The following is a 21,371-nucleotide window of genomic DNA, read 5'->3' on the forward strand; positions in this document are numbered from 1 at the left end:
GTTTCGTCTCCTTTAATATGTAATTAAAAACGTTTTTTGCGAACGATAAAAAGAAATAAAGTAAGTAATAAAAATGAATATACGATAGCCCAAGCTGTAAGCCATAGCGTGTGAGTAAGTATATTATATTTGTATTGTCCAAGCATTAGAAAGCTTTCCACAGGTGGTAAAAACCATAGTAACTCTTTTTTAAACCTGATAGAGGCGATCGTTATAAGCAATATGAATGTAAGACTAAGCCAAGCAGTGCTTGCTTTTTGAATTATATTTCTTGTAAATAATGTTGCGATTGAAATTCCTAGTATAGAGAAAGATATGTGAGCGAGAAATCCGACTAAAAATAAAGAAACTGTCATTTTTTCATTAAACATTTGCAAAATAATTGGATAGATTACGGATATAAAAGATAACACAGTACAAATGAGAAGAGCTGTAATATATTTACCAACGTATAATGCGGAAATATTATTTGTGTGTGAAATAGTGATTTGTTCTTGTACAGGGTCTTCAGTATGAAAAATGGTGAGTGTAATCCATGCAGATAATAAATAAAGTGCGAGTGCTGTTTCTAAGTATGTCGGTACAATAGGAGTTGGTTTATATGTATATACAAAAAGTAAGCTCACAAAGTACATCGCAATAGGAGGGACGTACTTATACGATTTTGTATAGTCGAGAAAATGGTACCGAATAAGCGCAAACATAATAAACCTTCTTTCGATTTAAAAATTAGGTTGTAGCAGTGTGATAGATGCTTTTTTATGTAATAAAAACTGAAGCATTTCGTTTGTATATTCTTTTTCTATTTGTAATTGAATAAGTTTTTGATTTGAATTGTGTGCAACGTGTATAAATCCTAATTGTTTCCGTAGTTCTATCGTAGAAAATGTTTCGTGAACGATTGCTTCAATATAGACGTGTTCTGCTGATTTTTGTACAGAGATATCTTCCGTGATTGTATGATTTGCTACCGTCACAACTCTATCGGCGAAGTTTTCTAGTAGTTGTTTTTCGTGACATGTGAAGAGTATAGCTATGCCTTGTTGTTTCAATGAAAGTAAAATGTGTTCTAGTTCTTGCTGAGAGTTAGGATCGAGCCCAGAAAGAGGTTCATCTAGAATTAATAAATGGACGTCCGTAAGCAATGCTTGCATAAGGCCTGTTTTTTGTTTCATACCTTTTGAAAAGTTTCGTATAACGGAATGTCTTGCATGATGTAAATGAAAAGATTCAAGAAGCATCGGAATTTTATCTTTTAAATATTTTGTTGATAAACCGTGAATGTGGCCGAGATGATATAGATAATCCTCTAATGTAAAACGAATTCCTTCAGGAAAATGTTCAGGTACATAGCCGATTTGTATATGTTCTTTTCTTTGAAGTGTCCCTGCCGTAGGTGAAATAAATCCTGCAATTATTTTGAGTAGAGTACTTTTTCCAGTCCCGTTCCCGCCAATGATAGCGAGTGCCTCTCCTTCTGGAAAGGATAAATCAATGTTGTCTAGTATAAGTGATTTGCCATACTTCTTTTGAATTCCCCTTAGTTCTACTAGCAAAGTTCTATCCTTCTTTCGTCAAATATTGTATACATCCATTATATAGGAGAATAAGAAAAAGACGTGCAATGAGTGCACGTCTTTTTTTGTTATGTTTTGTCGATAAGTCGATATAGTGTGTCGAATTGTCGATATAATTACCGCTTCTCAATCGCCACAATAAATGGCGGGTTGTTTTGTTGGTTAATGAAGCCGTATCGCAGTACGTGAGCTTGTTTTTGGTCTAGTTCTTCTGCAAATTTGAGCACAGCGTCGCGTTCTACTTGTCCTTCTGGATGTCCGTGATAAATGACAAGGACGATGATACCTTCAGGTGCCATTACTTCTAATAATTGTTCGATTGCTGAGATTGTTGAGTTCGGTTTTGTGACGATATGCTTGTCACCACCAGGAAGATAACCTAAGTTGAAAATTGCACCTGTTACTTTTCCTTTTGCCTCTTCTGGTAATACGGATAGAAGTGTGTCGTGACTATCGTGAACTAAAACAGTACGTCCGAAAAGTTCTTTTTCTTTTAGGCGGATGGTAGAACTTTCGATAGCTTCTTTTTGAATATCAAATCCAAATACTTTTCCGTTATCTCCAACGATTTCAGCTAGGAAGCAAGTATCATGACCATTTCCAAGTGTAGCATCTACAGCGTAATCGCCTTCTTTTACTGCCGTTTGCAGAAGTGAGCGAGCAAACGGTAATACACGTTCTAATTTCATTTTTGTTTCTCCTCATTTGCATATTTTCCTTGCCAGCTTCCGCGGCGTACAAATTCTGCATCGATGGAATTTAATACTTCCCATTTATTTAAGCTCCACATTGGACCGATCATTAAATCAGGTGGACCGTCACCTGTGATGCGGTGCACAATTACATCTGCTGGAATAATCTCAAGTTGGTCAACAACGAGACTTACGTAATCTTCAAGAGAAAGGAATTCTAGTTGTCCTTTTTCATATTGCTTCACCATTGGCGTTCCTTTTAATAAGTGAAGTAAGTGGATTTTAATTCCTTGCACGTCAAGCTTCGCTACTTCACGAGCTGTCTCCATCATCATGTCGTAATCTTCAAGTGGAAGACCGTTAATAATATGAGAACAAACTCGAATGCCATGCTTGCGTAATTTATTTACACCTTCCACATAAGACGGATAATCGTGAGCGCGATTAATAAGGTTTGCAGTTCGTTCATGAACAGTTTGTAATCCAAGTTCAACCCAAAGGTACGTGCGTTTATTTAAGTCCGCTAAATATTCAACAACATCGTCTGGTAAGCAATCTGGACGAGTCGCGATAGAAAGACCGACAACATCTTTTTCTGCTAGAAGCGGTTCGAATTTTTCTTTTAACACTTCAAGTGGTGCGTGTGTATTTGTGTATGCCTGAAAATAAGCGATACATTTTCCGTCTTTCCACTTTGAGCGCATTTTTTCTTTCATTTCATGATACTGCGTTATAACATCGTCGCGGCGATCACCAGCGAAGTCACCAGATCCAGCGGCACTGCAAAATGTACAGCCGCCATAAGCAACTGTGCCGTCGCGGTTCGGACAATCGAAGCCAGCATCTAATGAAACTTTAAAGATTTTTTCACCAAATTCATTTCGTAAATGGTAATTCCATGTGTGATAACGTTTATTGTCGTTTGTATATGGAAAAGGGTTTTGAACCTTCATTACTTTCCCTCCTAAGCCGAGTCAAAATGAAACAAAATCCATTATAACATACTCATAAGGTTCATATGGAAGGGACACACTAAAGGGGAATTGAAGCAAGGAGGGACAATTATGGCAGAGCGTCAATCACTTGAATCGTATATTACACAGGCGGAACAAGCGGTGGAATATGCGAAAGAACAATTAGACCAAGGTATGAGACAAGAGCATTACAATACGATGGAGTATTCAGATGCGCAGTTACAATTAGAACAAGCATATAACGATTTACAAACGATGCAACAACACGCGAATGATGAGCAACGTGAGCAGTTAAATAGAGCACGTATGGCAATTCGCCAATTGCAACATCAAATGATTATTACACCGCACTAATAAGGAGTGAATGTAATGGCGAAACGTTCAGATCAAAATAATCCAGAGCAAAAAACGCAAAATGGACATAACGCTGAGTTTTCGAATGAGCTTGATCCAGTTGTTCAAGTGAAACAGCGTAACAGTAAAAAGGGACAACCTCAAAGAGCGAAGCAATCAGAGTAGACCAGGTCGCAATATGACCTGGTTTTATTTTATTATATTACAATAATGTAAGATTTCTGTAAGGTTTGTCGATAGTTGTGAGCCGCTTTCTCCAGTAGAGTAGGGGAGGATTAAATTTTATACAAGGAGTTGCTTTATGGGGAACAATATTACAAACAAACGAATCGATGAATTAGATTACATTCGTGGCTTTGCATTACTGGGGATTATTTTAGTAAATATTCTTGCACTACTTAACATTAAAATTCCAGATCCTAACACAGTGGATGCTAGTTATCAAAGGTTTTTATACTTATTTGTAGAAGGTCGTTTCTTCTCAATCTTCTCATTCTTATTTGGTGTGGGATTCTATATCTTTATCTCTAGAGCGATTGCAAAAGGGAAAAATGGATATGTTTTATTTTTACGCCGCGTAGTTGCGCTATTTACTTTTGGCTACATTCATCAAATGTTTCAACCTGGAGAAGCGTTAACGCTATATGCAATTTACGGGTTAATCGTTTTACCGTTTTATAAAGCAAAAAAAGAAGTGAATTTAGTAATCGGTCTTATTTTGACAATTACCTTTAGTATACTTGCTGCGAAAGAGTTTTTACCGCTAGGTTTAATTTTATTAGGTCTTGCTGCAGGACAATATCAAGTATTTGAAAACCTTTCACAAAAAATAAAAAAAGTTGCTATATTCACAGGATTTATGTTCGTGTTAAGTTTGATTGGTTTATGGTATCAGTACGAACAAGTTCCAGCATTGCCTTTTGACAACATTATTTTAGATGGAGTAAACGATCCAAACATTGAGCAAAGTAGTAAGTTCTTGCAGATTGGTATTACAGTTGGACCGATTATTTCAGCTTTCTATGTTGGGGCATTAATTTTACTACTTCAATTAAAACCAGTTCAAACATTGTTAGCGCCACTGAAGTACTATGGTCGTATGGCGTTAACGAATTATATTGGACAAACTGCAATGATTTTAATTGCAGGAAGTGTATTTAACTTTGCAGAAAACTTAACTTACATGCAGACGTTATATGTGTGTATTGCAGTTTACGCAATTCAAATTGTGTTTAGCGTAATTTGGATGAAAATCTTTAGAATGGGTCCATTAGAATGGATTTGGCGTGTTATTACGTATTGGACGGTAACACCTTTAAAGAAATAAAGAGAGAAGTGGGCTGTTCCTTTTGTGGAACAGCCCACTTTTTTTGTCATCTTTTTTCGGTAAGTCGATACTACTTGTCGAATCGCCGATATATTTGAAAAATCGTTAATAAAATTTCATTTACCAACGAACCTTACACACTCATCTTTTTTATATTACAAAAGTGTAAGGTAAATGTAATGTTAACAAATAGCAGTTCATCTCCAAAAGGAGCAAAATAGGTAATGGAAAAACAAGCGTAGGAGGATATATATGACGAAACCAGTTGTAGACGTAAAAAACGTTCAAAAAGTGTACGGTAAAAAAGGTGAGAATCAATCACACGCGTTAAAAGGTGTATCATTCTCAATTCAAGAGGGTGAGTTTGTTGGAATTATGGGGCCATCTGGTTCTGGTAAAACGACATTATTAAATGTAATTTCAACGCTTGATAAAGCAACAGGCGGCGTTGTTGAAATTGCAGGAACGGATATTACAAAAATGAAGCAAGGTGAGCTTTCAGATTTCCGTTCACAAAAGTTAGGATTCATCTTCCAAGACTTCAATTTATTAGAGAACTTATCTATTTATGAAAACATTGCACTTCCACTTTCTCTTCAAGGTGTTTCATCACGTAATATTGGACCAAAAGTAGAGAAAGTAGCGGGTATGTTAGGGATTACAGAAATACTTCAAAAATATCCATCTGAAGTCTCTGGTGGACAAAAACAACGTTCAGCAGCAGCGCGCGCTTTAGTACATGAGCCAGCAATTATTTTAGGGGACGAGCCAACAGGAGCGCTTGATTCTAAAAATGCAGCGAGCTTACTTGATGCGATGACAAACTTAAATCAAGATCAAGGTGTATCTATTATGATGGTTACACATGATCCGTACAGTGCAAGCTACTGTCAGCGTATTTTATTCATTCAAGATGGTGAGCTATATAAAGAAATTCATCGCGGTGGTACGCGTGAAGAGTTCTATAAAGAAATTTTAGATGTACTTGCAGATTTAGGTACACAAAAAGCGTAAGGGAGGAGGTCCAGGACATGTTATTCAAACTTTCCATGTCAGGGCTAAAGAGTAAGCTAAAAGATTATATCGTCTTACTTGTCGGCCTTGTCATGTCTATCTCAATTTTTTATATGTTCCAAACGTTAGCGCTGAATAAAGCGTTTATCGAATCTAATTCAGTTATTCAATCAATTGGATTCGTATTCCAAGCAGGTTCATTTTTACTAGCAATCATAACCTTCTTCTATATTTTATATGCGAACTCTTTCTTATTATCGCTTCGTCAAAAAGAGTTTGGTATGTATATGATGTTAGGAGCAAAAAAGCATAAAGTTACATTACTTATGTTTATTGAAACGATTGTATTAGGTGCTGCATCTCTTGCGATTGGTATTACAGTTGGTGTAGGACTTGCAGAAGGTATCGGGCAGTTATTAATGAAACAATTAGAATTTGCTGGTGAAGGTTATAAAGCATTTTACCTTCCATCTATGACTGTTACTTGTATTTTCTTCTTTGCATTATTTGTACTATCAGCAATTATGAATAGTATTAAGTTATCACGTATTTCTGTACTGCAACTTGTACATGCAGATGCACAAACAGAGCGTGTTGCAGTAAAAGGAAAAATGACAGGTTTAGTTGCATTCCTAGCGGTTATTTTATTAGGAATTGGCTATGCATCAATGATTTACATGGAAAAACTAAGAGAAATGGGAATCCTTATTGCATTAATTACAACAACAGCTGGTACTTACATGCTATTTGGATCACTTCTTCCTGTTATTATTAAAAAGTTAAAGAGCAATAAAAAGCTTAGTGAAAAAGGACTTAACGCTTTTACATTTGCACAATTAAACTTCCGTATTAATAGTTTAACAAAGGTTCTTGCGACAGTAGCGATGTTAGTTGCTCTTGGAGCCGGTGCGATTTCAGGTGGTATGGCGTTTAAAAATAACGTTATAAAAATGGTTGATGGTTTCGTAATATATGATTCAGTAGTTCATAATCCAACTGATGAAGACAAGAAAATTTTAGACGGTATTACATTTAAAGAGAAAAGCGAATATCGTTACAAAGTCGATGATAAATATGTTTACTATGTAAAAGAGGATTTAGAGAAAAATCGTCCTTTAGTAAAAGATATGGAAAACATGAAGTCGATGAAGGATTTAGTAAAAACGAAAAAAGTTTCAGAGGAACTACCAGTGGGTGCAGTTTCTAGAGAAATGAATGAAAAAGATGCGAACGCTAAAGAACTTCCACAACAATGGGACGAGGCTTTCAGAACAATCGAGCCATTCTACGTACATGAAGATCACGCAATTAAAATTGTAGATCAAAAAATGTACGATACTGTAAATGGTAAAGAAGGAATCGTATTTACTGGAAAAACAGATGATTTTGAAGCGCACACAAAAGAATGGAAAAAACTTGACGAGTTGCAACTAGATAAATATAAAAATGTAGCAGCTGAAAGATTAGATAGTAAATATCAAGCTTACGACATGTTCTACGGCGTTGCGAGCGGAACAGTGTTTATGGGATTCTTCCTTGGAATTGCTTTCTTAGCAATGATGGCAAGTTGTCTCATGTTTAAAATTCTTTCTGGTGCATCAAAAGATATTACACGTTATCAAATGCTTCGTAAAATCGGAGTGCGCCGTGAATTATTAACGAAATCAATTTATAAAGAGTTATTCTTAGTATTCCTATTCCCAGCAATTGTAGGTATTGCACACGTATTAGTCGGTATGAATATTTTCGGATTTATTTTAATCGATCCGTACTTCCGTATTTGGGTGCCAATCGTAATTTTCGTAGTCATTTATACGATTTATTACTTCATTACCGTTCAATTGTATAAAGGAATTGTTCTTCCGAAAGAAGATTAATAAAAACCGAGCGAAACTGCTCGGTTTTTATTATTTTCAGAAAAAACACTTTAATGTTACTGAAATATATAATATAATACAAATAAGTAACATAATATATGAGTATCAGCAACTGGAAAACGAAAGGAGGAATCCGATCTATAGAAAGAAGCTGAATTTGTATCCCCTATTTTTCTACCCACACCGTATTTGTACAATCATAAATTTCCGAATGAAAAATTGTCAGACCTAAGTCGTATATTGTGAAAATAATGGATAATACATGGAAATCTCATAGCGTGATAAGGTAAAATGAACAGGATAATGAGAAAATTACCGTTCATAAGATGAGGAGATACATGTATGGAAGTTGTAGAGGCATTAAAAGATATAAGCCAAATTGAGGCTATGAAAAAGTATTTAAAAGAGCACTCACAGCGAGATTATCTTTTATTTGTTATTGGAATTAACACAGGATTAAAGATTACTGAGTTACTTAGTATGAAATTTGAAGAGGTATTAAATGAAGATGGAACTGTTAAAGAGTTTTACTCTCTTCCTGTGAAAGATGAAAAATTTAAACAAGATATTTATTTAAATACAAAAGTAAAAGAAGCACTTTTAGAGTACGTACAATCTATTGATGCTCAAAGAGAAAACTACGTATTTCAATCTAATAAAACGACAAATTCAATCTCGCGCCAACAAGCGTATCGTGTTATCCATAGCGCAGCTGAAGCGGTTGGGATTGTCGGCAAGATTGGAACGAACTCAATGCGAAAAACATTTGGATTTCACGCGTATAAAAGAGGAATAGCGATTGCTCTATTGCAAAAGCATTTTCATCACGCAACTCCATCAGAAACACTCAAGTATTTAGGAATCTCAAAAGATGAAAAGTTTAAAACAGAGATTGATGTAGATTTGTAAAAGCCGTAACTAAAAACTTTAGGAGGCGGAAAATATGAATATTAGAGAAAGTGAACTTCCGGGTATTGGTTGTAAGTTTGAAGTAATTACAAAAGGTAATGAAAAAATGGTTATCGTGATTCATGATGATGGCCGAAGAGAAATGTATCATTTTGATGCGGATCATGATGAGAGTATTTCAAGCGTTTCTCTTCGCGATTCTGAAGCGAGACAAATTGCGGCTATTTTAGGTGGAATGGTATATAGACCACAAGCGTTAGATACAATTGAAATGGCTTTTGAAGGGTTATCAATTGAATGGTTTAAAGTAGAAAATAACGCACCAGTAGTACAGCAAACAATTGGTAGCTTACATGTCAGAAAAACATATAACGTAACGATTATTGCTATTTTGAAAAAGAATATGAAGAAGTTTTTCAATCCAGGTCCAGACTCTATTATTGAAGCTGGCGATATGCTCGTATTATCGGGTGAAAGACATGAAGTGAAAAGAATTATTAATGAATTACTTTCAGCAGGAGGTGATTCATAATCGATGGATACTTTAATCTTTGAAGTTGGAACTGCGTTAGTATTAGTAGCTTTTGCAGCTATCCTCGCTGCGAAGTTAAAGTTCTCGATTATCCCGTTTCTCATTATACTCGGTATGTTAGTGGGGCCTCATGCCCCAGATTTAGGACTTATCGATTTAAGGTTTATTGAAAGCGGAGAAGTTATTTCCTTCCTCGGCCGTGTTGGCGTCATATTCCTCTTATTCTACTTAGGCTTAGAATTCTCAATAAAAAAATTAATTAAATCAGGAAAGTCGATTGCTTTTGGGGGTAGTGTTCATATATCGCTTAATTTCATATTAGGTTTACTTTATGGATATATAATGGGCTTTCCCTTATTAGAAACATTAATCATTGCTGGAATCATTACAATTTCATCGAGTGCAATTGTTGCAAAAGTAATTGTTGATTTAAGAAGATCTGGTAATAAAGAGACAGAATTAATATTAGGAATCATTATGTTTGATGATATCTTTTTAGCTGTATATTTATCAGTCGTTTCAGGGTTAGTACTTGGAGGTGCAACTTCATTTGTAGGTGCTCTTACATCGGTGTTAATCGCAGTAGGGTATATGCTCCTATTCTTTGTAATCGCTAGAAAAGCTACGCCGTTCTTAAATAAAATATTTGATATTTCATCAAATGAAATTTTTATTATCGTAATATTCGCTATTTTATTCTTTGTAGCAGGATTTTCAGAAACGATTCATGTTGCTGAGGCAATTGGAGCATTATTATTGGGACTCGTTTTTTCTGAAACAGAACATAGTGATCGGATTGAGCATCTCGTCGTTCCGTTTCGTGATTTCTTTGGAGCCATATTCTTTTTTAGCTTCGGTTTAAGTATAGACCCGTTTTCACTCGGAGGAGCAGTGTGGTTGGCATTAGGAGCAGTTTTTATTACACTCATTGGTAATTTTACAGCTGGAATGATGGCGGGACGTAAAGCCGGGTTATCGCATAAGGCTTCTACGAATATTGGTTTAACACTCGTATCACGCGGGGAATTCTCCATTATTGTAGCCAATATCGGCATTGCGGGTGGTTTAATGGCAACGATTAAACCGTTCTCTGCACTTTATGTTTTAATATTGGCATCGTTAGGACCGTTATTAACGAAAGAGTCTGGGAGAATATATTCTTTGTTAGACAAAATATTTAAATGGAGTGCTAAAGAACGTGCGAAGCGAGAAAAAGAAGTTGGATAGTATAGGGGAGACTATGTGAAATTCATGTAGTCTCCCTTTATTTATATATTGTTACTGATGTCGTTTTTTGTTGGTAAGTCGATATAATTTGAGAATCGCCGATATATTTTCAAGCGGTAATCAATATAATTTCATTTATCGACACATCGTTATCTGAATTTCATCAACTATTAATCAGTTGCCTTCCTATTTAAAAACGACTACAATTTTACTGTTATAGATGAACGAAAAAATAGAATAGGAGGGGAGACTATGCCAAGGAAAGTATGGCTATTAGTAGCTGGGATGATTATTAATGTCACGGGTGCTTCTTTTTTATGGCCTTTTAATACAATTTATTTGCATGATCACTTAGGAAAATCTTTATCTGTGGCCGGAATGGTATTAATGATCAACTCGCTTACTGGTGTAATCGGAAACTTGCTCGGCGGTGTTTTATTTGATAAATGGGGCGGTTATAAATCAACTTTAGTAGGGATTGTTATTACACTCGTATCGATTTTAGGTCTTGTGTTCTTCCACGGTTGGCCGTTATATGTTGTATGGCTAGCGTTAATCGGTTTTGGTTCTGGAATGGTCTTCCCATCGATGTATGCGATGGTTGGTACGGTTTGGCCAGAGGGCGGAAGACGAGCATTTAATGCGATGTATGTTGGACAAAACGTTGGTATTGCGATCGGAACAGCGTGTGGTGGATTAGTTGCATCGTATCGTTTTGATTATATTTTCTTAGCGAACTTTATTTTATACTTTGTTTTCTTCTTAATTGCTTTTATCGGATTCCGTGGTATGGAAGACAAGAAAGAGCCAGGAGTGCAAAAAGAAGTCGAAACGAAAAAAGGCTGGACACTTACACCTGGATTCAAAGCACTTCTTATCGTATGTGTAGCATATGCTTTATGCTGGGTTACATATGTACAGTGGCAAGGGGCAATTGCAACACATATGCAGGAATTAAATATTAGCCTCCGTCACTATAGTTTATTATGGACGATAAACGGAGCGATGATCGTTTGTGCGCAGCCGCTAGTTAGTATGCTAATTCGCTGGATGAAGCGTTCTTTAAAACAGCAAATTATGATTGGAATCATCATTTTTGCGGCGTCATTCGTTGTATTAAGTCAAGCGCAGCAATTTACAATGTTCCTCGTTGCGATGGTGACATTAACAATTGGTGAGTTATTTGTATGGCCAGCGGTGCCGACGATTGCGAATATACTTGCGCCAAAAGATAAACTAGGTTTTTATCAAGGCGTTGTAAATAGTGCGGCGACTGTAGGGAAAATGTTCGGACCGGTCGTTGGTGGAGCGATTGTTGATTTATACAATATGGAAGTATTGTTTATAGCAATCATGGTAATGCTTGTAGTAGCGATTATTGCAACGAGCATGTATGATAAGCGAGTAACAGTAGAAGAAACAGTTGAAGAAAAAATTGCAGTTTAGTTTGACGGAACATGTAACATGTTTTAGAATATATTTAAATAAAACAACCTTTGGAACAAGGGAGATAGCTCGGCTGTCCTAAGACGAATTCGTTAGTTATGAAGAGTAACGATTAACCGAGAAGCCTTAACTTCAAGTAAGCTCTTAAGAGATACGAAGTGGTAGGTAGTTCACATTAACTCATATGTGTAATAACAGTGAGAAGGAGTAGTAGTAATAGAAGCTGGTTTAGAGAGTTGACGGTCGGTGCAAGTCAATCCACGTTTCGTTATGAACTCGCCTTTGAGTTGCAGTTGTGAAACTAATAGTAGCAATTGCCGTTAATCCACGTTACGGATCTAAGCGAATGTATATTTGTACATTAATTTAGGGTGGTACCGCGGGAATCTATAACCTCTCGTCCCTTTCTAGGGATGAGAGGTTTTTTGTATTTTGGGCGGTGAAAATAAATAGAATTTCAAGGAGGGTATCTCATGAGCTTTAATCATCAAAATATTGAGAAGAAGTGGCAAGGGTACTGGGAAGAGAATAAAACATTCCGTACGCCAGATGAGACAGAAAAACCAAAATTTTATGCACTAGATATGTTCCCATATCCATCAGGTGCAGGCTTACACGTAGGTCATCCAGAAGGTTATACAGCGACAGATATTTTATCTCGTATGAAGCGTATGCAAGGGTATAACGTTCTTCATCCAATGGGATGGGATGCATTCGGTCTTCCAGCAGAGCAATATGCGCTTGATACTGGAAACAGCCCGGCTGAATTTACAGAGCTTAATATTAATACGTTCCGTAATCAAATTAAAGCATTAGGCTTCTCTTACGATTGGGATCGTGAAGTAAATACAACGGATCCAAACTACTACAAGTGGACACAATGGATCTTCCTAAAACTATTTGAAAAAGGTTTAGCTTACGTTGATGAAGTACCTGTAAACTGGTGCCCAGCACTTGGTACAGTACTTGCGAATGAAGAGATCATTGACGGTAAGAGTGAGCGCGGTGGTCATCCAGTTGAGCGTCGTCCGATGAGACAGTGGATGTTGAAAATTACAGCTTATGGAGATCGTCTATTAGAAGATCTAGATGAGCTTGATTGGCCAGAAAGCTTAAAAGACATGCAACGTAACTGGATTGGTCGTTCTGAAGGTGCAGAAGTACACTTCAACATCGATGGTACAGATGAGAAGTTCACAGTTTTCACAACGCGTCCCGATACACTATTTGGTGCAACATACTGTGTACTTGCTCCGGAACATGCACTTGTTGCAGAAATTACAACAGCAGATCAAAAGGAAGCTGTAGAAGCTTACATTAACTCTGTTAAAATGAAGAGCGATTTAGAGCGTACAGAACTTGCAAAAGAGAAAACTGGTGTATTCACTGGTGCTTACGCAGTTAACCCAGTAAACGGTGAGAAATTACCAATCTGGATCGCTGATTACGTTCTTGCAACTTACGGAACAGGTGCTGTAATGGCAGTTCCAGCTCACGATGAGCGTGATTATGAATTCGCATCAGTATTCAATCTTCCAATGAAGGAAGTTGTAAAAGGCGGAGACATTACGAAAGAAGTGTACACAGGTGATGGTGCACACGTAAACTCAGCATTCCTTGATGGTTTAAATAAAGAAGAAGCAATCGCAAAAATGATTGAATGGCTTGAAGTAACGAGCGCAGGAAATCAAAAAGTAACGTACCGTCTACGTGACTGGTTATTCAGCCGTCAACGTTACTGGGGTGAGCCAATTCCAGTAATCCACTGGGAAGATGGCACAATGACAGCTGTGAAAGAAGAAGAATTACCATTAGTTCTTCCAAAGACAGAAAACATTCGTCCTTCAGGTACAGGTGAATCACCACTAGCTAACATTGAAGAGTGGGTAAATGTTGTTGATCCAGAAACTGGTAAAAAAGGTCGTCGTGAAACGAATACAATGCCACAATGGGCTGGTAGCTGCTGGTATTACCTACGTTACATCGATCCAAATAATAGCGAAGCACTTGTAGATCCTGAAAAAGTAAAACAATGGCTTCCAGTTGATATTTATATCGGTGGTGCAGAGCACGCTGTACTTCACTTACTATATGCTCGTTTCTGGCATAAAGTATTATATGATATCGGTGTAGTTCCAACGAAAGAACCGTTCCAACAATTATTCAACCAAGGTATGATCTTAGGTGAAAACAACGAGAAAATGAGTAAATCAAAAGGTAACGTTGTAAACCCGGATGATATCGTAGCGAGCCATGGTGCAGATACACTTCGTCTATACGAAATGTTCATGGGACCGTTAGATGCTTCAATTGCTTGGTCTGAAAATGGTCTTGACGGAGCTCGTCGCTTCCTAGACCGCGTATGGCGCCTATTCATTCAAGATAACGGCGAATTAAGTGAGAAAATTACTGATGCACCAAACAAAAATCTTGAAAAAGCTTACCACCAAACAGTGAAGAAAGTAACAGAAGACTATGCAGAGCTTCGCTTCAACACAGCGATTTCTCAAATGATGGTATTCATCAACGATGCATACAAAGCTGAAACACTTCCAAAAGAATATGTAGAAGGTTTCGTAAAAATGATTGCACCAGTTGCACCTCACATCGGGGAAGAGCTATGGAGCAAACTTGGATACAATGAAACAATCACATATGCAAGCTGGCCAACATTTGATGAGTCTAAACTTGTAGAAGATGAAGTTGAAATCGTTGTTCAAATTATGGGCAAAGTTCGCGCGAAACTAACAATGAGTAAAGACGCATCAAAAGAAGAAATGGAACAACTTGCACTTGAAGCAATTCAAGACCAAATCGAAGGAAAAACGGTTCGTAAAGTAATTGTAGTTCCTGGAAAACTTGTTAACGTTGTTGCAAACTAATCCATTCAAAAAAGCTCAGAGTATTTATACTCTGAGCTTTTTTGTGTAGAAAATAATTTCAGGATCCCCTTCATCTAAATTTTCAACTATTCCACTACGTACAAATCCATTCGTATTAAAAACGGCTTGCATACTTTTATTCGATTCGTTCGTCGAAGAAAAGATTTTTTGAGTAGGAGAATGACTTAACATATATGAGATTAACGAGCTTGCATAGCCGTGCCTTCTTTTTACTGACGAAACAATAATTAATGAGAGGAAAGTACAACCAAAGAAATTTATATCGTATGTTAGAAAACCAGAAATAGAATTGTTTTCTTTTACAATGATGCATTTGCCCTCATCGATAGTGTGTTTAATATAATCTCTTCTACTATCATCTCCGATTACATCAATATCTATATGTAAGATTGCATCTAAATCTTTGATAGAAGCCTTTGTTACGTTTTTCAATAGAAATACCTCCTAGAAGAAATATTTAGTTAATTAATTTTATCCCGCATTAACGGGCAGTAAGACCCCACCTCAAAATTTAGCGAAAGCAAAGACGTTAGGTGGGTGATCAACTGCCCGTAAAGGCCCGATTGGTTCAACTAATAATCAGTGGGGGGGATGAAGACCCCCCACTGATTAAAGTTTCACTTTATCATGAATGAAGAAAAAGGAGCGGAATTCCAATACAGACAAACACCTATTTTTCTATAGGAAATATGATAAAAAAGGTAGGCTAAATTGAGTAGAAGAGGTGAAAGGAATGAAAGGGATGGACAATAATGCACCACATGGCTTCTTCGGAGGCGAATCGGACAGTTATGCACAAATGATGTTAATGGGAGGAGCAGGCCACCAACAAGGATACGGTGGAATTCCGAGCTGGATGGGAGGAGCAGGTCACCAACAAGGATACGGTGAAATTCCGAGCTGGATGGGTGGAGCAGCAGGAGGATTTCCAACATCGGTAGCTGGCATGCAAACTGGAATGCCTACATTAATGGGAGGATTTTCGACATCAGGGGCTGGAATGCCTACAGTAACAGGAGGATTTCCGACATCAGTCGCTGGCGTACAGACAGGAATTCCAGTAGGAGTACCAACTACATTTCCTTCTTTCGTTGGAGGAGTGCAGACAGGGTTTCCGGTACCGGGAGTAGGTGTTGTAGCAGGAGGAGTAGGTGGTTATCCGCAAGGTGTTCACGGTCACCACGTACATCACCATCACCAAGGACAACATGGCCACCATGTACATCATCACCACCAAGGCCACCAAGGCCATCATGTACATCATCATCACCAAGGTCACCTAGGCCAACATGGGCACCATGGTCATCACCACCATCAAGGACATCAGGGGCAACAAGTACATCACCACGGACACCATCATATACATCCGCAGGCTGTTCTTTATCAAACGCATCAAGGCCATCATGGTCACCACCACCAAGGCCAGCACGGCCACCAAGGTCACCACCAAGGTCACCACCAAGGTCACCAAGGTCACCAAGGCCATCACCACCACCAAGGCCACCAAGGCCACCAAGGCCACCAAGGCCACCAAGGCCACCAAGGCCACCAAGGCCACCAAGGCCACCAAGGTCACCAAGGCCACCAAGGCCACCAAGGTCACCAAGGCCACCAAGGCCACCAAGGCCACCAAGGTCACCAAGGCCACCAAGGTTATCAAGGTCAGCAGGGGCAACAACACCAACAATATCAACAGTATCAACAACAGCAACAATCTTCTCCTTGGACAGGTGGAATTGGAGCGGGAGCAGCAGGAGCAGCGGCAGGAGCGGCTAGCATTAGTGGAGCAGCAGGACACGCGGGACACGTGGGTCATTAATGAATCAAAGGAAAAAAGACATAATAAAAAACTGCTAGGAAATCCTAGCAGTTTTTTTCAGCATCTTGGCGTTGGCGTTCGATTTCAGCACGAAGTTGTGGCTCTGGTGCTTGCCAGCCTTCTGGTTTTAGAATTTTGCCATCGCCTTCGCGGAAGCGAGGTTTCCCATCAGGGAATAATTTTGCCATGTTTGCATTATTTACAATTTCGAATCCTTTATCTGGACGTACGCCCATTTCGGCAAACGTTCCGAATGCAAAGTAAATAAGGTCAATCAGTGCATCATATTGATCTTCAACAGTCGTTGCTTCTAGAAATTCTTCTAGCTCTTCTTGCATAAAGCTAGCACGAATTTTTGCACGCTCTTCTGTTAGTTTTGTTGGAGTATTTGTCACAGGATGTCCGAACTCTTCATGCATTTTCGCAACAAGTTCGTATCCTTTATCTAAACCTTTTTCGTTTGTCATGTTGTTTCATCCTTTCTCGCTTTGTCCGAATCTCATTGTAACATAGGGTGATTATGAAATGAAAAGGCACTGTCTAAAAGTTTTATCTTTTAGTTAAGATAGTGATAGTAAAGGTTATATCGATTTAACGACAAAACAAAACATAACCTATTAATAAAAGAAAGCCATCCCGGAATACTTTTGGGACGGCCCTGCTCGTTATTCTTCTTTTTTTATTAAAATGGATAAAATAAGATCGATGCCAAATATACCAACGAGTAACATTGGTATAACGACAAGTAAATAACGTGTGAAAGAAACATTTTTTAAGTATGTATGAGCAAATAAAAAGACGCCGAGAAATAAAATACCATTTAAAATAGGCTTTACTAATTTTTTAGACATAAGCTCCCCCGTAAATATCTTCTCTCTCTATTTGGTAATAAAAAACTCCTCTCTCCGTTGTATCATGCTGGAGAGAGGAGTTCAATCATTTCTCATTCAATTACACCAGAATTTGTAATATTTACGGTGTATTTTATATGAATCGGAACATCTTTATACATTTGTCTCCATTCTTCTAATTTGAATGGGCGATAATGTTGTTTATACTTTGCACCTAGCCCGAGAGGATCTACGTTTAAAGATTTAAACTGCTTAATTAATTTGGTAGCCTGTACATCCAATTGTTTTTGGACATTTTTTTCAATGTTTTTTGTGTTCTTGTTATTTTCTAAGTTAATTTGCTTCGATAGTTCTTGAATACGTGCATCAAGATGAACATGAATGAAAAAAGAAGGCTTCCCGTTTTTAATTTTTATATCGTAAGTTGGAACAGAACGAATATTATTAATCATTACGTACGCAGAATCTGTTTTAAATTCGTGTGAATCTAATTTGTGTTTCTCTAATAGTCCTTTAAATATGAACATATCTTTTTCCGCGATTTTACCGATATACTTATCCTTTTTAAAAAGACCAATTCCGTTAATTTTTATTTTATCACCATGTTTCTTTAAAATTGGAATATAGTAGTCTTGCCCTTCTTGGTAATAACGGAATGCTCCTACATGCAGATTATCTGTTGGTAAAGGACCGGTCTCCATATTATGTTCTAACAACTTTTTTATATAAATTGCAACGTTGTATGAAGTCGTATATTTTCCTTTTAAAAGTTCAGTACCATTCCCCTCTAATAAGCCAACATACAAAGCGTTCCCTATATTCACATCTCGAAGTAATGTATCGAATGAAGTAGACATTCCTGTTTTGGCAAGTCTTATCGTATATAGAGCAACACGCATTTGTCCGCTAGCAAAAGGTTGAGAAGATTCTAAAGATGTGTCTGCTTTTACTTGCTTTACCGCATTTGCGCTGCCTTCAAAAACTTGAACTTTATTACCTTTTTTCTGAATGGGACAAACGAATGTCACTTTTACTTTATTATCTTTTGCTACATCAAAAACCGTTCCTTGAATAAGTTGTACATCATCGATAATATTTTTTTGTAAACATCCAGTTAGACTGAAAAATGTTATACAAAAAATAAGTATTAATTTGCTTTTGATTTTTTCCATTTTCTTTTCACCCACACAATAATAAATAGAATTGGGATGTATACATAAATGAGCCAAAAACTAACTTTTGCTGCATTACTAATAAAATTGTTAATATCGTGCCTGTTTGTTAAAAGTTGTGAAATAATAAGCGTGATAAAGATAAAAGCAATTAAAATACCTCTTTGTTTTACGCGAAATATTTCGTGAGTGCCTCTCATTGCGGCCCATAACGGAAGGATAAAACTTGAAATAATAACGAGTGCATAGCCTGAAATCGCGATATATTCTAGCCTTTCTATGAATGGTAATTGAATGACTTGGGTCATAGAAAGTTGTGACCATATCGTTTTTAACAATTGTTTCTCACTAAAAAACGCAAAGGCTAAAAGGGTACTAAATAAATATAGAAGATTTGAAAATAATGCCCCGTATTGAGCGTATTTATGAGATTGCATAGGTTTTTTCACAAATGGATAAACCATGAGGTAAATCTCAAAGCCTGTCATACTGTAGATTGACAGATTGGCGGCTTTTAAAATATCTGAAAAAGAATGTGTGAATATAGGAAGTAAATTATCCCAATGTGAGTATTTCAAAACGAATGAGCTAAGAATTAAATATCCTAGTGTACCACCAACAGAGATGACGCAAATGCCAGTAATGACACGAAATCCAGAAGAAATAATGTAATAACTAACTAAGCATAAAAAGAGTGTTAACATAAAGGTGGAAGCGGTAGGGAACATCCATACTTGAATAATTTCAACGTATGTTCGAATGACGGAAATGCTGACGATTAAAAAATAAGCCATAAAGATGATGCTAATACCATTTCCTAGCCACTTTCCAAATGTTTGCCGATGTAAATCAATTAAGTTTCCATTTGTTTCTTTTAATAAGACGTACATCATCCATATAAGAATATGGATACCAATTCCTGTGATAATAACTCCTATCCATCCATCGTATCCAGCAGCTTTTGCAATAATCCGAGCGAAACCGAGAACGCCAGCACCAAACTGTGCACCGTGAATTAAGAAGAAAACAAAGGCAGGAGATATTTGATATTTTTCTTGAACTTTACTCATCGAATGCACCTCATTTCTTAATCATCAAAGTCCGATCTATGTTTTGTTGAAATTCCTTTCGCAGCTTTTTTTACATGTTGTGGTCTTGCTTGCACATCTCTTGTATCAATCATTGTTAATGGAAAACGGATCCAAGAATCTTTAACAGATTGTTGTCTTGTCGGATAAAACAAAGCATACGGCTTACGTAAGGAAGTAAGTCTGAATAGATGAGTAAATAAAAAGATAAATCCAAGAGAAATTCCAAACAGTCCTCCGATTTCGGCAAATATGAGAAACGGGAAGCGTAGTAATCGAACGGCATTACCCATTTTATAAATAGGTGTAATAAAGGAAGCGAGTGCTGATAAGGCAACGATAATTAATAAAATATTACTCGTTAAACCAGCTTGTACAGATGCTTGCCCGATTACGATACCGCCTACAATACCGAGCGTTTGACCAACTTTCATCGGTAACCTTGCGCCAGCTTCTCTTAATAAGTCGATTGCGAGTTCTAAAAAGAGTGCTTCAATTAAAGGCGGGAATGGTACTTGTGCCCTTGATAAAATCAAAGTTTCAAGTAAGTCACTTGGAATAAGTTCATAATGGTAATTTAAAACTGCGACGTATAACGGTGTAGCACATATTGAGAATAGAACGGCGATAAGGCGTAAAATCCTTGAAAATGTAGCGTATAGCCAAGAGACGTTGTAGTCTTCCGGTGAAATGAAAAAATCAAAATAGGATACAGGTGTTAGTAAAACGCTTGGAGAACCATCAACAAAAATAGCGATTTTTCCATCGATTAGTGCTTTTGTAACTCTATCAGTGCGTTCTGTATTGATATAGAGGGGGAAAATCGACTTTTCACCCATTAGTTCTTGTATATAAGCACTATCATTAATTTGATCATACTCAAGAGCACGTAATGACTCCTCGAGAAAATCTACATTATCTTTTTCTGCGAGGTTGTCTAAATACATCATGACAACTTTTGTTTTGGAAAACTCCCCGACAATCATTTCTTTTGTTTGTAAATCTAAAACAGGAAGACGTTTTCGAACTAAATTAATATTTGTATCAATATCTTCTACGAAACCTTCTTGAGGACCGATAACAGTCGATTCGTTTAAAGGGGGGGTTGGTGCACGATAATTATCAATCGCGATGTTTGCAAGCATACATTTTTGATCTTGCTGGTTCAATTGAATAATCGCATGTCCTTTTAACACCATGTCCTCAATTTTTTGTAAATCGTTCGTAATTGTAATCCCGCTCATTGGAATGTGTTCTTTTAGTTCTTCTAATGAAGCACAAGGTCGTGCTAAAAGAGTAGGCATTAAATACTTTTGCAATTTCTCGCCATCAAGCGAAGGTCGATAGTAAGAAATCCAATAAGGCATCGTTTCATTGTCAGATGTGTGATAATTAACAAAATCGCTAGACTGTTTGAGCTTCTCTATTAAATCGTGTAGAGAATGAATACGGTCTTTTTCTGGTTGCGTAAAATCATAAATACTATTATTTCCAGAGTTTTGCTGCTGATCTTGATCCGAGTTACTTTGTTTAGAGTTTTGCTGCTGATCTTGATCCGAGTTACTTTGTTTAGAGTTTTGCTGCTGATCTTGATCCGAGTTACTTTGTT

The 21,371-nt window shown here is 37.2% G+C and carries 21 protein-coding genes and 1 other annotated feature; of the genes, 11 read left to right on the forward strand and 10 right to left on the reverse strand.

Annotated elements, in window-relative coordinates; translation table 11 throughout:
* Positions 1–23: 23 nt before the first annotated feature.
* The 4 genes from KVT31_RS23080 to mnmL all read right to left on the reverse strand — a co-directional run bounded on the left by KVT31_RS23080 (position 24) and on the right by mnmL (position 3,222).
* Positions 24–704 (reverse strand): ABC transporter permease, encoded by a 681-nt coding sequence (locus KVT31_RS23080; RefSeq protein WP_088098082.1) that lies wholly within the window; start codon positions 702–704, stop codon positions 24–26.
* Positions 705–722: 18 nt separating this feature from the next.
* Complete coding sequence (locus tag KVT31_RS23085) at positions 723–1,556, reverse strand: ABC transporter ATP-binding protein (protein ID WP_088098081.1); 834 nt, start codon at positions 1,554–1,556, stop codon at positions 723–725.
* Between the two features lie 137 nt (positions 1,557–1,693).
* Positions 1,694–2,266, reverse strand: a complete 573-nt coding sequence (mnmM, locus tag KVT31_RS23090; protein WP_088098080.1) for a tRNA 5-(aminomethyl)-2-thiouridylate-methyltransferase MnmM — start codon at positions 2,264–2,266, stop codon at positions 1,694–1,696.
* Complete coding sequence (gene mnmL, locus KVT31_RS23095; protein WP_088098079.1) at positions 2,263–3,222, reverse strand: tRNA modification radical SAM protein MnmL/YtqA; 960 nt, start codon at positions 3,220–3,222, stop codon at positions 2,263–2,265. Before mnmL ends, mnmM begins: the two co-directional genes overlap by 4 nt.
* Positions 3,223–3,333: 111 nt before the next feature.
* Between mnmL and KVT31_RS23100 the strand changes: the two genes are divergently transcribed.
* From KVT31_RS23100 to leuS, 10 genes are all read left to right on the forward strand, one after another.
* Positions 3,334–3,597, forward strand: a complete 264-nt coding sequence (locus tag KVT31_RS23100) for a YtzC family protein (RefSeq protein ID WP_000840869.1) — start codon at positions 3,334–3,336, stop codon at positions 3,595–3,597.
* A 15-nt stretch (positions 3,598–3,612) separates the two neighbouring features.
* Complete coding sequence (locus tag KVT31_RS23105; RefSeq protein ID WP_088098078.1) at positions 3,613–3,762, forward strand: glycogen biosynthesis protein GlgD; 150 nt, start codon at positions 3,613–3,615, stop codon at positions 3,760–3,762.
* Positions 3,763–3,898: 136 nt separating this feature from the next.
* Positions 3,899–4,924 (forward strand): DUF418 domain-containing protein, encoded by a 1,026-nt coding sequence (locus tag KVT31_RS23110; protein WP_088098077.1) that lies wholly within the window; start codon positions 3,899–3,901, stop codon positions 4,922–4,924.
* A 252-nt stretch (positions 4,925–5,176) separates the two neighbouring features.
* Positions 5,177–5,938, forward strand: a complete 762-nt coding sequence (locus KVT31_RS23115; protein ID WP_088098076.1) for an ABC transporter ATP-binding protein — start codon at positions 5,177–5,179, stop codon at positions 5,936–5,938.
* Between the two features lie 17 nt (positions 5,939–5,955).
* On the forward strand, positions 5,956–7,815 hold the full coding sequence (locus KVT31_RS23120) for an FtsX-like permease family protein (protein WP_088098075.1): 1,860 nt from the start codon (positions 5,956–5,958) through the stop codon (positions 7,813–7,815).
* A gap of 342 nt (positions 7,816–8,157) precedes the next feature.
* Complete coding sequence (locus KVT31_RS23125) at positions 8,158–8,724, forward strand: tyrosine-type recombinase/integrase (protein WP_088098074.1); 567 nt, start codon at positions 8,158–8,160, stop codon at positions 8,722–8,724.
* Positions 8,725–8,758: 34 nt separating this feature from the next.
* Positions 8,759–9,256, forward strand: coding sequence for a cation:proton antiporter regulatory subunit (locus KVT31_RS23130; RefSeq protein WP_088098073.1), 498 nt, complete (start codon positions 8,759–8,761; stop codon positions 9,254–9,256).
* Between the two features lie 3 nt (positions 9,257–9,259).
* Positions 9,260–10,483 (forward strand): cation:proton antiporter, encoded by a 1,224-nt coding sequence (locus KVT31_RS23135; RefSeq protein ID WP_088098072.1) that lies wholly within the window; start codon positions 9,260–9,262, stop codon positions 10,481–10,483.
* Between the two features lie 252 nt (positions 10,484–10,735).
* Positions 10,736–11,929: an MDR family MFS transporter gene (locus KVT31_RS23140; RefSeq protein WP_088098071.1), complete on the forward strand. Its 1,194-nt coding sequence runs from the start codon at positions 10,736–10,738 to the stop codon at positions 11,927–11,929.
* Between the two features lie 188 nt (positions 11,930–12,117).
* Positions 12,118–12,337, forward strand: a binding site (T-box leader).
* Between the two features lie 65 nt (positions 12,338–12,402).
* A complete protein-coding gene (leuS, locus tag KVT31_RS23145; protein ID WP_088098070.1) occupies positions 12,403–14,811 on the forward strand; it encodes a leucine--tRNA ligase in 2,409 nt (802 codons plus the stop codon).
* 24 nt (positions 14,812–14,835) lie between these two features.
* Here the strand turns inward: leuS and KVT31_RS23150 are convergent, their stop codons facing one another.
* Positions 14,836–15,264, reverse strand: coding sequence for a GNAT family N-acetyltransferase (locus KVT31_RS23150; protein ID WP_088098069.1), 429 nt, complete (start codon positions 15,262–15,264; stop codon positions 14,836–14,838).
* Positions 15,265–15,565: 301 nt separating this feature from the next.
* Here KVT31_RS23150 and KVT31_RS23155 point away from each other — a divergent pair, with 301 nt between their 5' ends.
* Positions 15,566–16,651, forward strand: a complete 1,086-nt coding sequence (locus tag KVT31_RS23155) for a hypothetical protein (protein WP_088098068.1) — start codon at positions 15,566–15,568, stop codon at positions 16,649–16,651.
* A 44-nt stretch (positions 16,652–16,695) separates the two neighbouring features.
* Here KVT31_RS23155 and KVT31_RS23160 read toward each other — a convergent pair whose 3' ends face one another.
* The 5 genes from KVT31_RS23160 to KVT31_RS23180 all read right to left on the reverse strand — a co-directional run.
* Positions 16,696–17,118 carry a pyrophosphohydrolase domain-containing protein gene (locus tag KVT31_RS23160; protein WP_088098067.1) on the reverse strand — a complete coding sequence of 141 codons (423 nt, stop codon included), beginning with the start codon at positions 17,116–17,118 and terminating at the stop codon, positions 16,696–16,698.
* Between the two features lie 198 nt (positions 17,119–17,316).
* The gene (locus KVT31_RS23165; protein WP_000038779.1) at positions 17,317–17,502 is read right to left on the reverse strand and encodes a hypothetical protein; all 186 of its coding nucleotides are present in this window, start codon (positions 17,500–17,502) and stop codon (positions 17,317–17,319) included.
* Positions 17,503–17,594: 92 nt separating this feature from the next.
* A complete protein-coding gene (locus KVT31_RS23170) occupies positions 17,595–18,674 on the reverse strand; it encodes a Ger(x)C family spore germination protein (protein ID WP_088098066.1) in 1,080 nt (359 codons plus the stop codon).
* Complete coding sequence (locus KVT31_RS23175; protein ID WP_088098065.1) at positions 18,650–19,744, reverse strand: spore germination protein; 1,095 nt, start codon at positions 19,742–19,744, stop codon at positions 18,650–18,652. The genes KVT31_RS23170 and KVT31_RS23175 overlap by 25 nt, the downstream gene beginning before the upstream one ends.
* A gap of 17 nt (positions 19,745–19,761) precedes the next feature.
* On the reverse strand, positions 19,762–21,371 hold a 1,610-nt coding region (locus tag KVT31_RS23180), incomplete at its 5' end, for a spore germination protein (protein WP_217613653.1).

The sequence above is a fragment of the Bacillus sp. GbtcB14 genome (genome assembly GCF_019091205.1).
GTDB classification, from domain to species: domain Bacteria; phylum Bacillota; class Bacilli; order Bacillales; family Bacillaceae_G; genus Bacillus_A; species Bacillus_A cereus_AG.

What these genes read in the sequence shown, in the direction of transcription:
- KVT31_RS23165 (WP_000038779.1), bottom strand. Translation starts at nt 17,502, where the DNA reads ATGTCTAAAAAATTAGTAAAGCCTATTTTAAATGGTATTTTATTTCTC.
- KVT31_RS23100 (WP_000840869.1), top strand. Translation starts at nt 3,334, where the DNA reads ATGGCAGAGCGTCAATCACTTGAATCGTATATTACACAGGCGGAACAA.
- leuS (WP_088098070.1), top strand. Translation starts at nt 12,403, where the DNA reads ATGAGCTTTAATCATCAAAATATTGAGAAGAAGTGGCAAGGGTACTGG.
- KVT31_RS23175 (WP_088098065.1), bottom strand. Translation starts at nt 19,744, where the DNA reads ATGAGTAAAGTTCAAGAAAAATATCAAATATCTCCTGCCTTTGTTTTC.
- KVT31_RS23130 (WP_088098073.1), top strand. Translation starts at nt 8,759, where the DNA reads ATGAATATTAGAGAAAGTGAACTTCCGGGTATTGGTTGTAAGTTTGAA.
- KVT31_RS23110 (WP_088098077.1), top strand. Translation starts at nt 3,899, where the DNA reads ATGGGGAACAATATTACAAACAAACGAATCGATGAATTAGATTACATT.
- KVT31_RS23115 (WP_088098076.1), top strand. Translation starts at nt 5,177, where the DNA reads ATGACGAAACCAGTTGTAGACGTAAAAAACGTTCAAAAAGTGTACGGT.
- KVT31_RS23160 (WP_088098067.1), bottom strand. Translation starts at nt 17,118, where the DNA reads ATGACAAACGAAAAAGGTTTAGATAAAGGATACGAACTTGTTGCGAAA.
- KVT31_RS23170 (WP_088098066.1), bottom strand. Translation starts at nt 18,674, where the DNA reads ATGGAAAAAATCAAAAGCAAATTAATACTTATTTTTTGTATAACATTT.
- KVT31_RS23140 (WP_088098071.1), top strand. Translation starts at nt 10,736, where the DNA reads ATGCCAAGGAAAGTATGGCTATTAGTAGCTGGGATGATTATTAATGTC.
- mnmL (WP_088098079.1), bottom strand. Translation starts at nt 3,222, where the DNA reads ATGAAGGTTCAAAACCCTTTTCCATATACAAACGACAATAAACGTTAT.
- KVT31_RS23125 (WP_088098074.1), top strand. Translation starts at nt 8,158, where the DNA reads ATGGAAGTTGTAGAGGCATTAAAAGATATAAGCCAAATTGAGGCTATG.
- KVT31_RS23155 (WP_088098068.1), top strand. Translation starts at nt 15,566, where the DNA reads ATGAAAGGGATGGACAATAATGCACCACATGGCTTCTTCGGAGGCGAA.
- KVT31_RS23120 (WP_088098075.1), top strand. Translation starts at nt 5,956, where the DNA reads ATGTTATTCAAACTTTCCATGTCAGGGCTAAAGAGTAAGCTAAAAGAT.
- KVT31_RS23105 (WP_088098078.1), top strand. Translation starts at nt 3,613, where the DNA reads ATGGCGAAACGTTCAGATCAAAATAATCCAGAGCAAAAAACGCAAAAT.
- mnmM (WP_088098080.1), bottom strand. Translation starts at nt 2,266, where the DNA reads ATGAAATTAGAACGTGTATTACCGTTTGCTCGCTCACTTCTGCAAACG.
- KVT31_RS23135 (WP_088098072.1), top strand. Translation starts at nt 9,260, where the DNA reads ATGGATACTTTAATCTTTGAAGTTGGAACTGCGTTAGTATTAGTAGCT.
- KVT31_RS23080 (WP_088098082.1), bottom strand. Translation starts at nt 704, where the DNA reads ATGTTTGCGCTTATTCGGTACCATTTTCTCGACTATACAAAATCGTAT.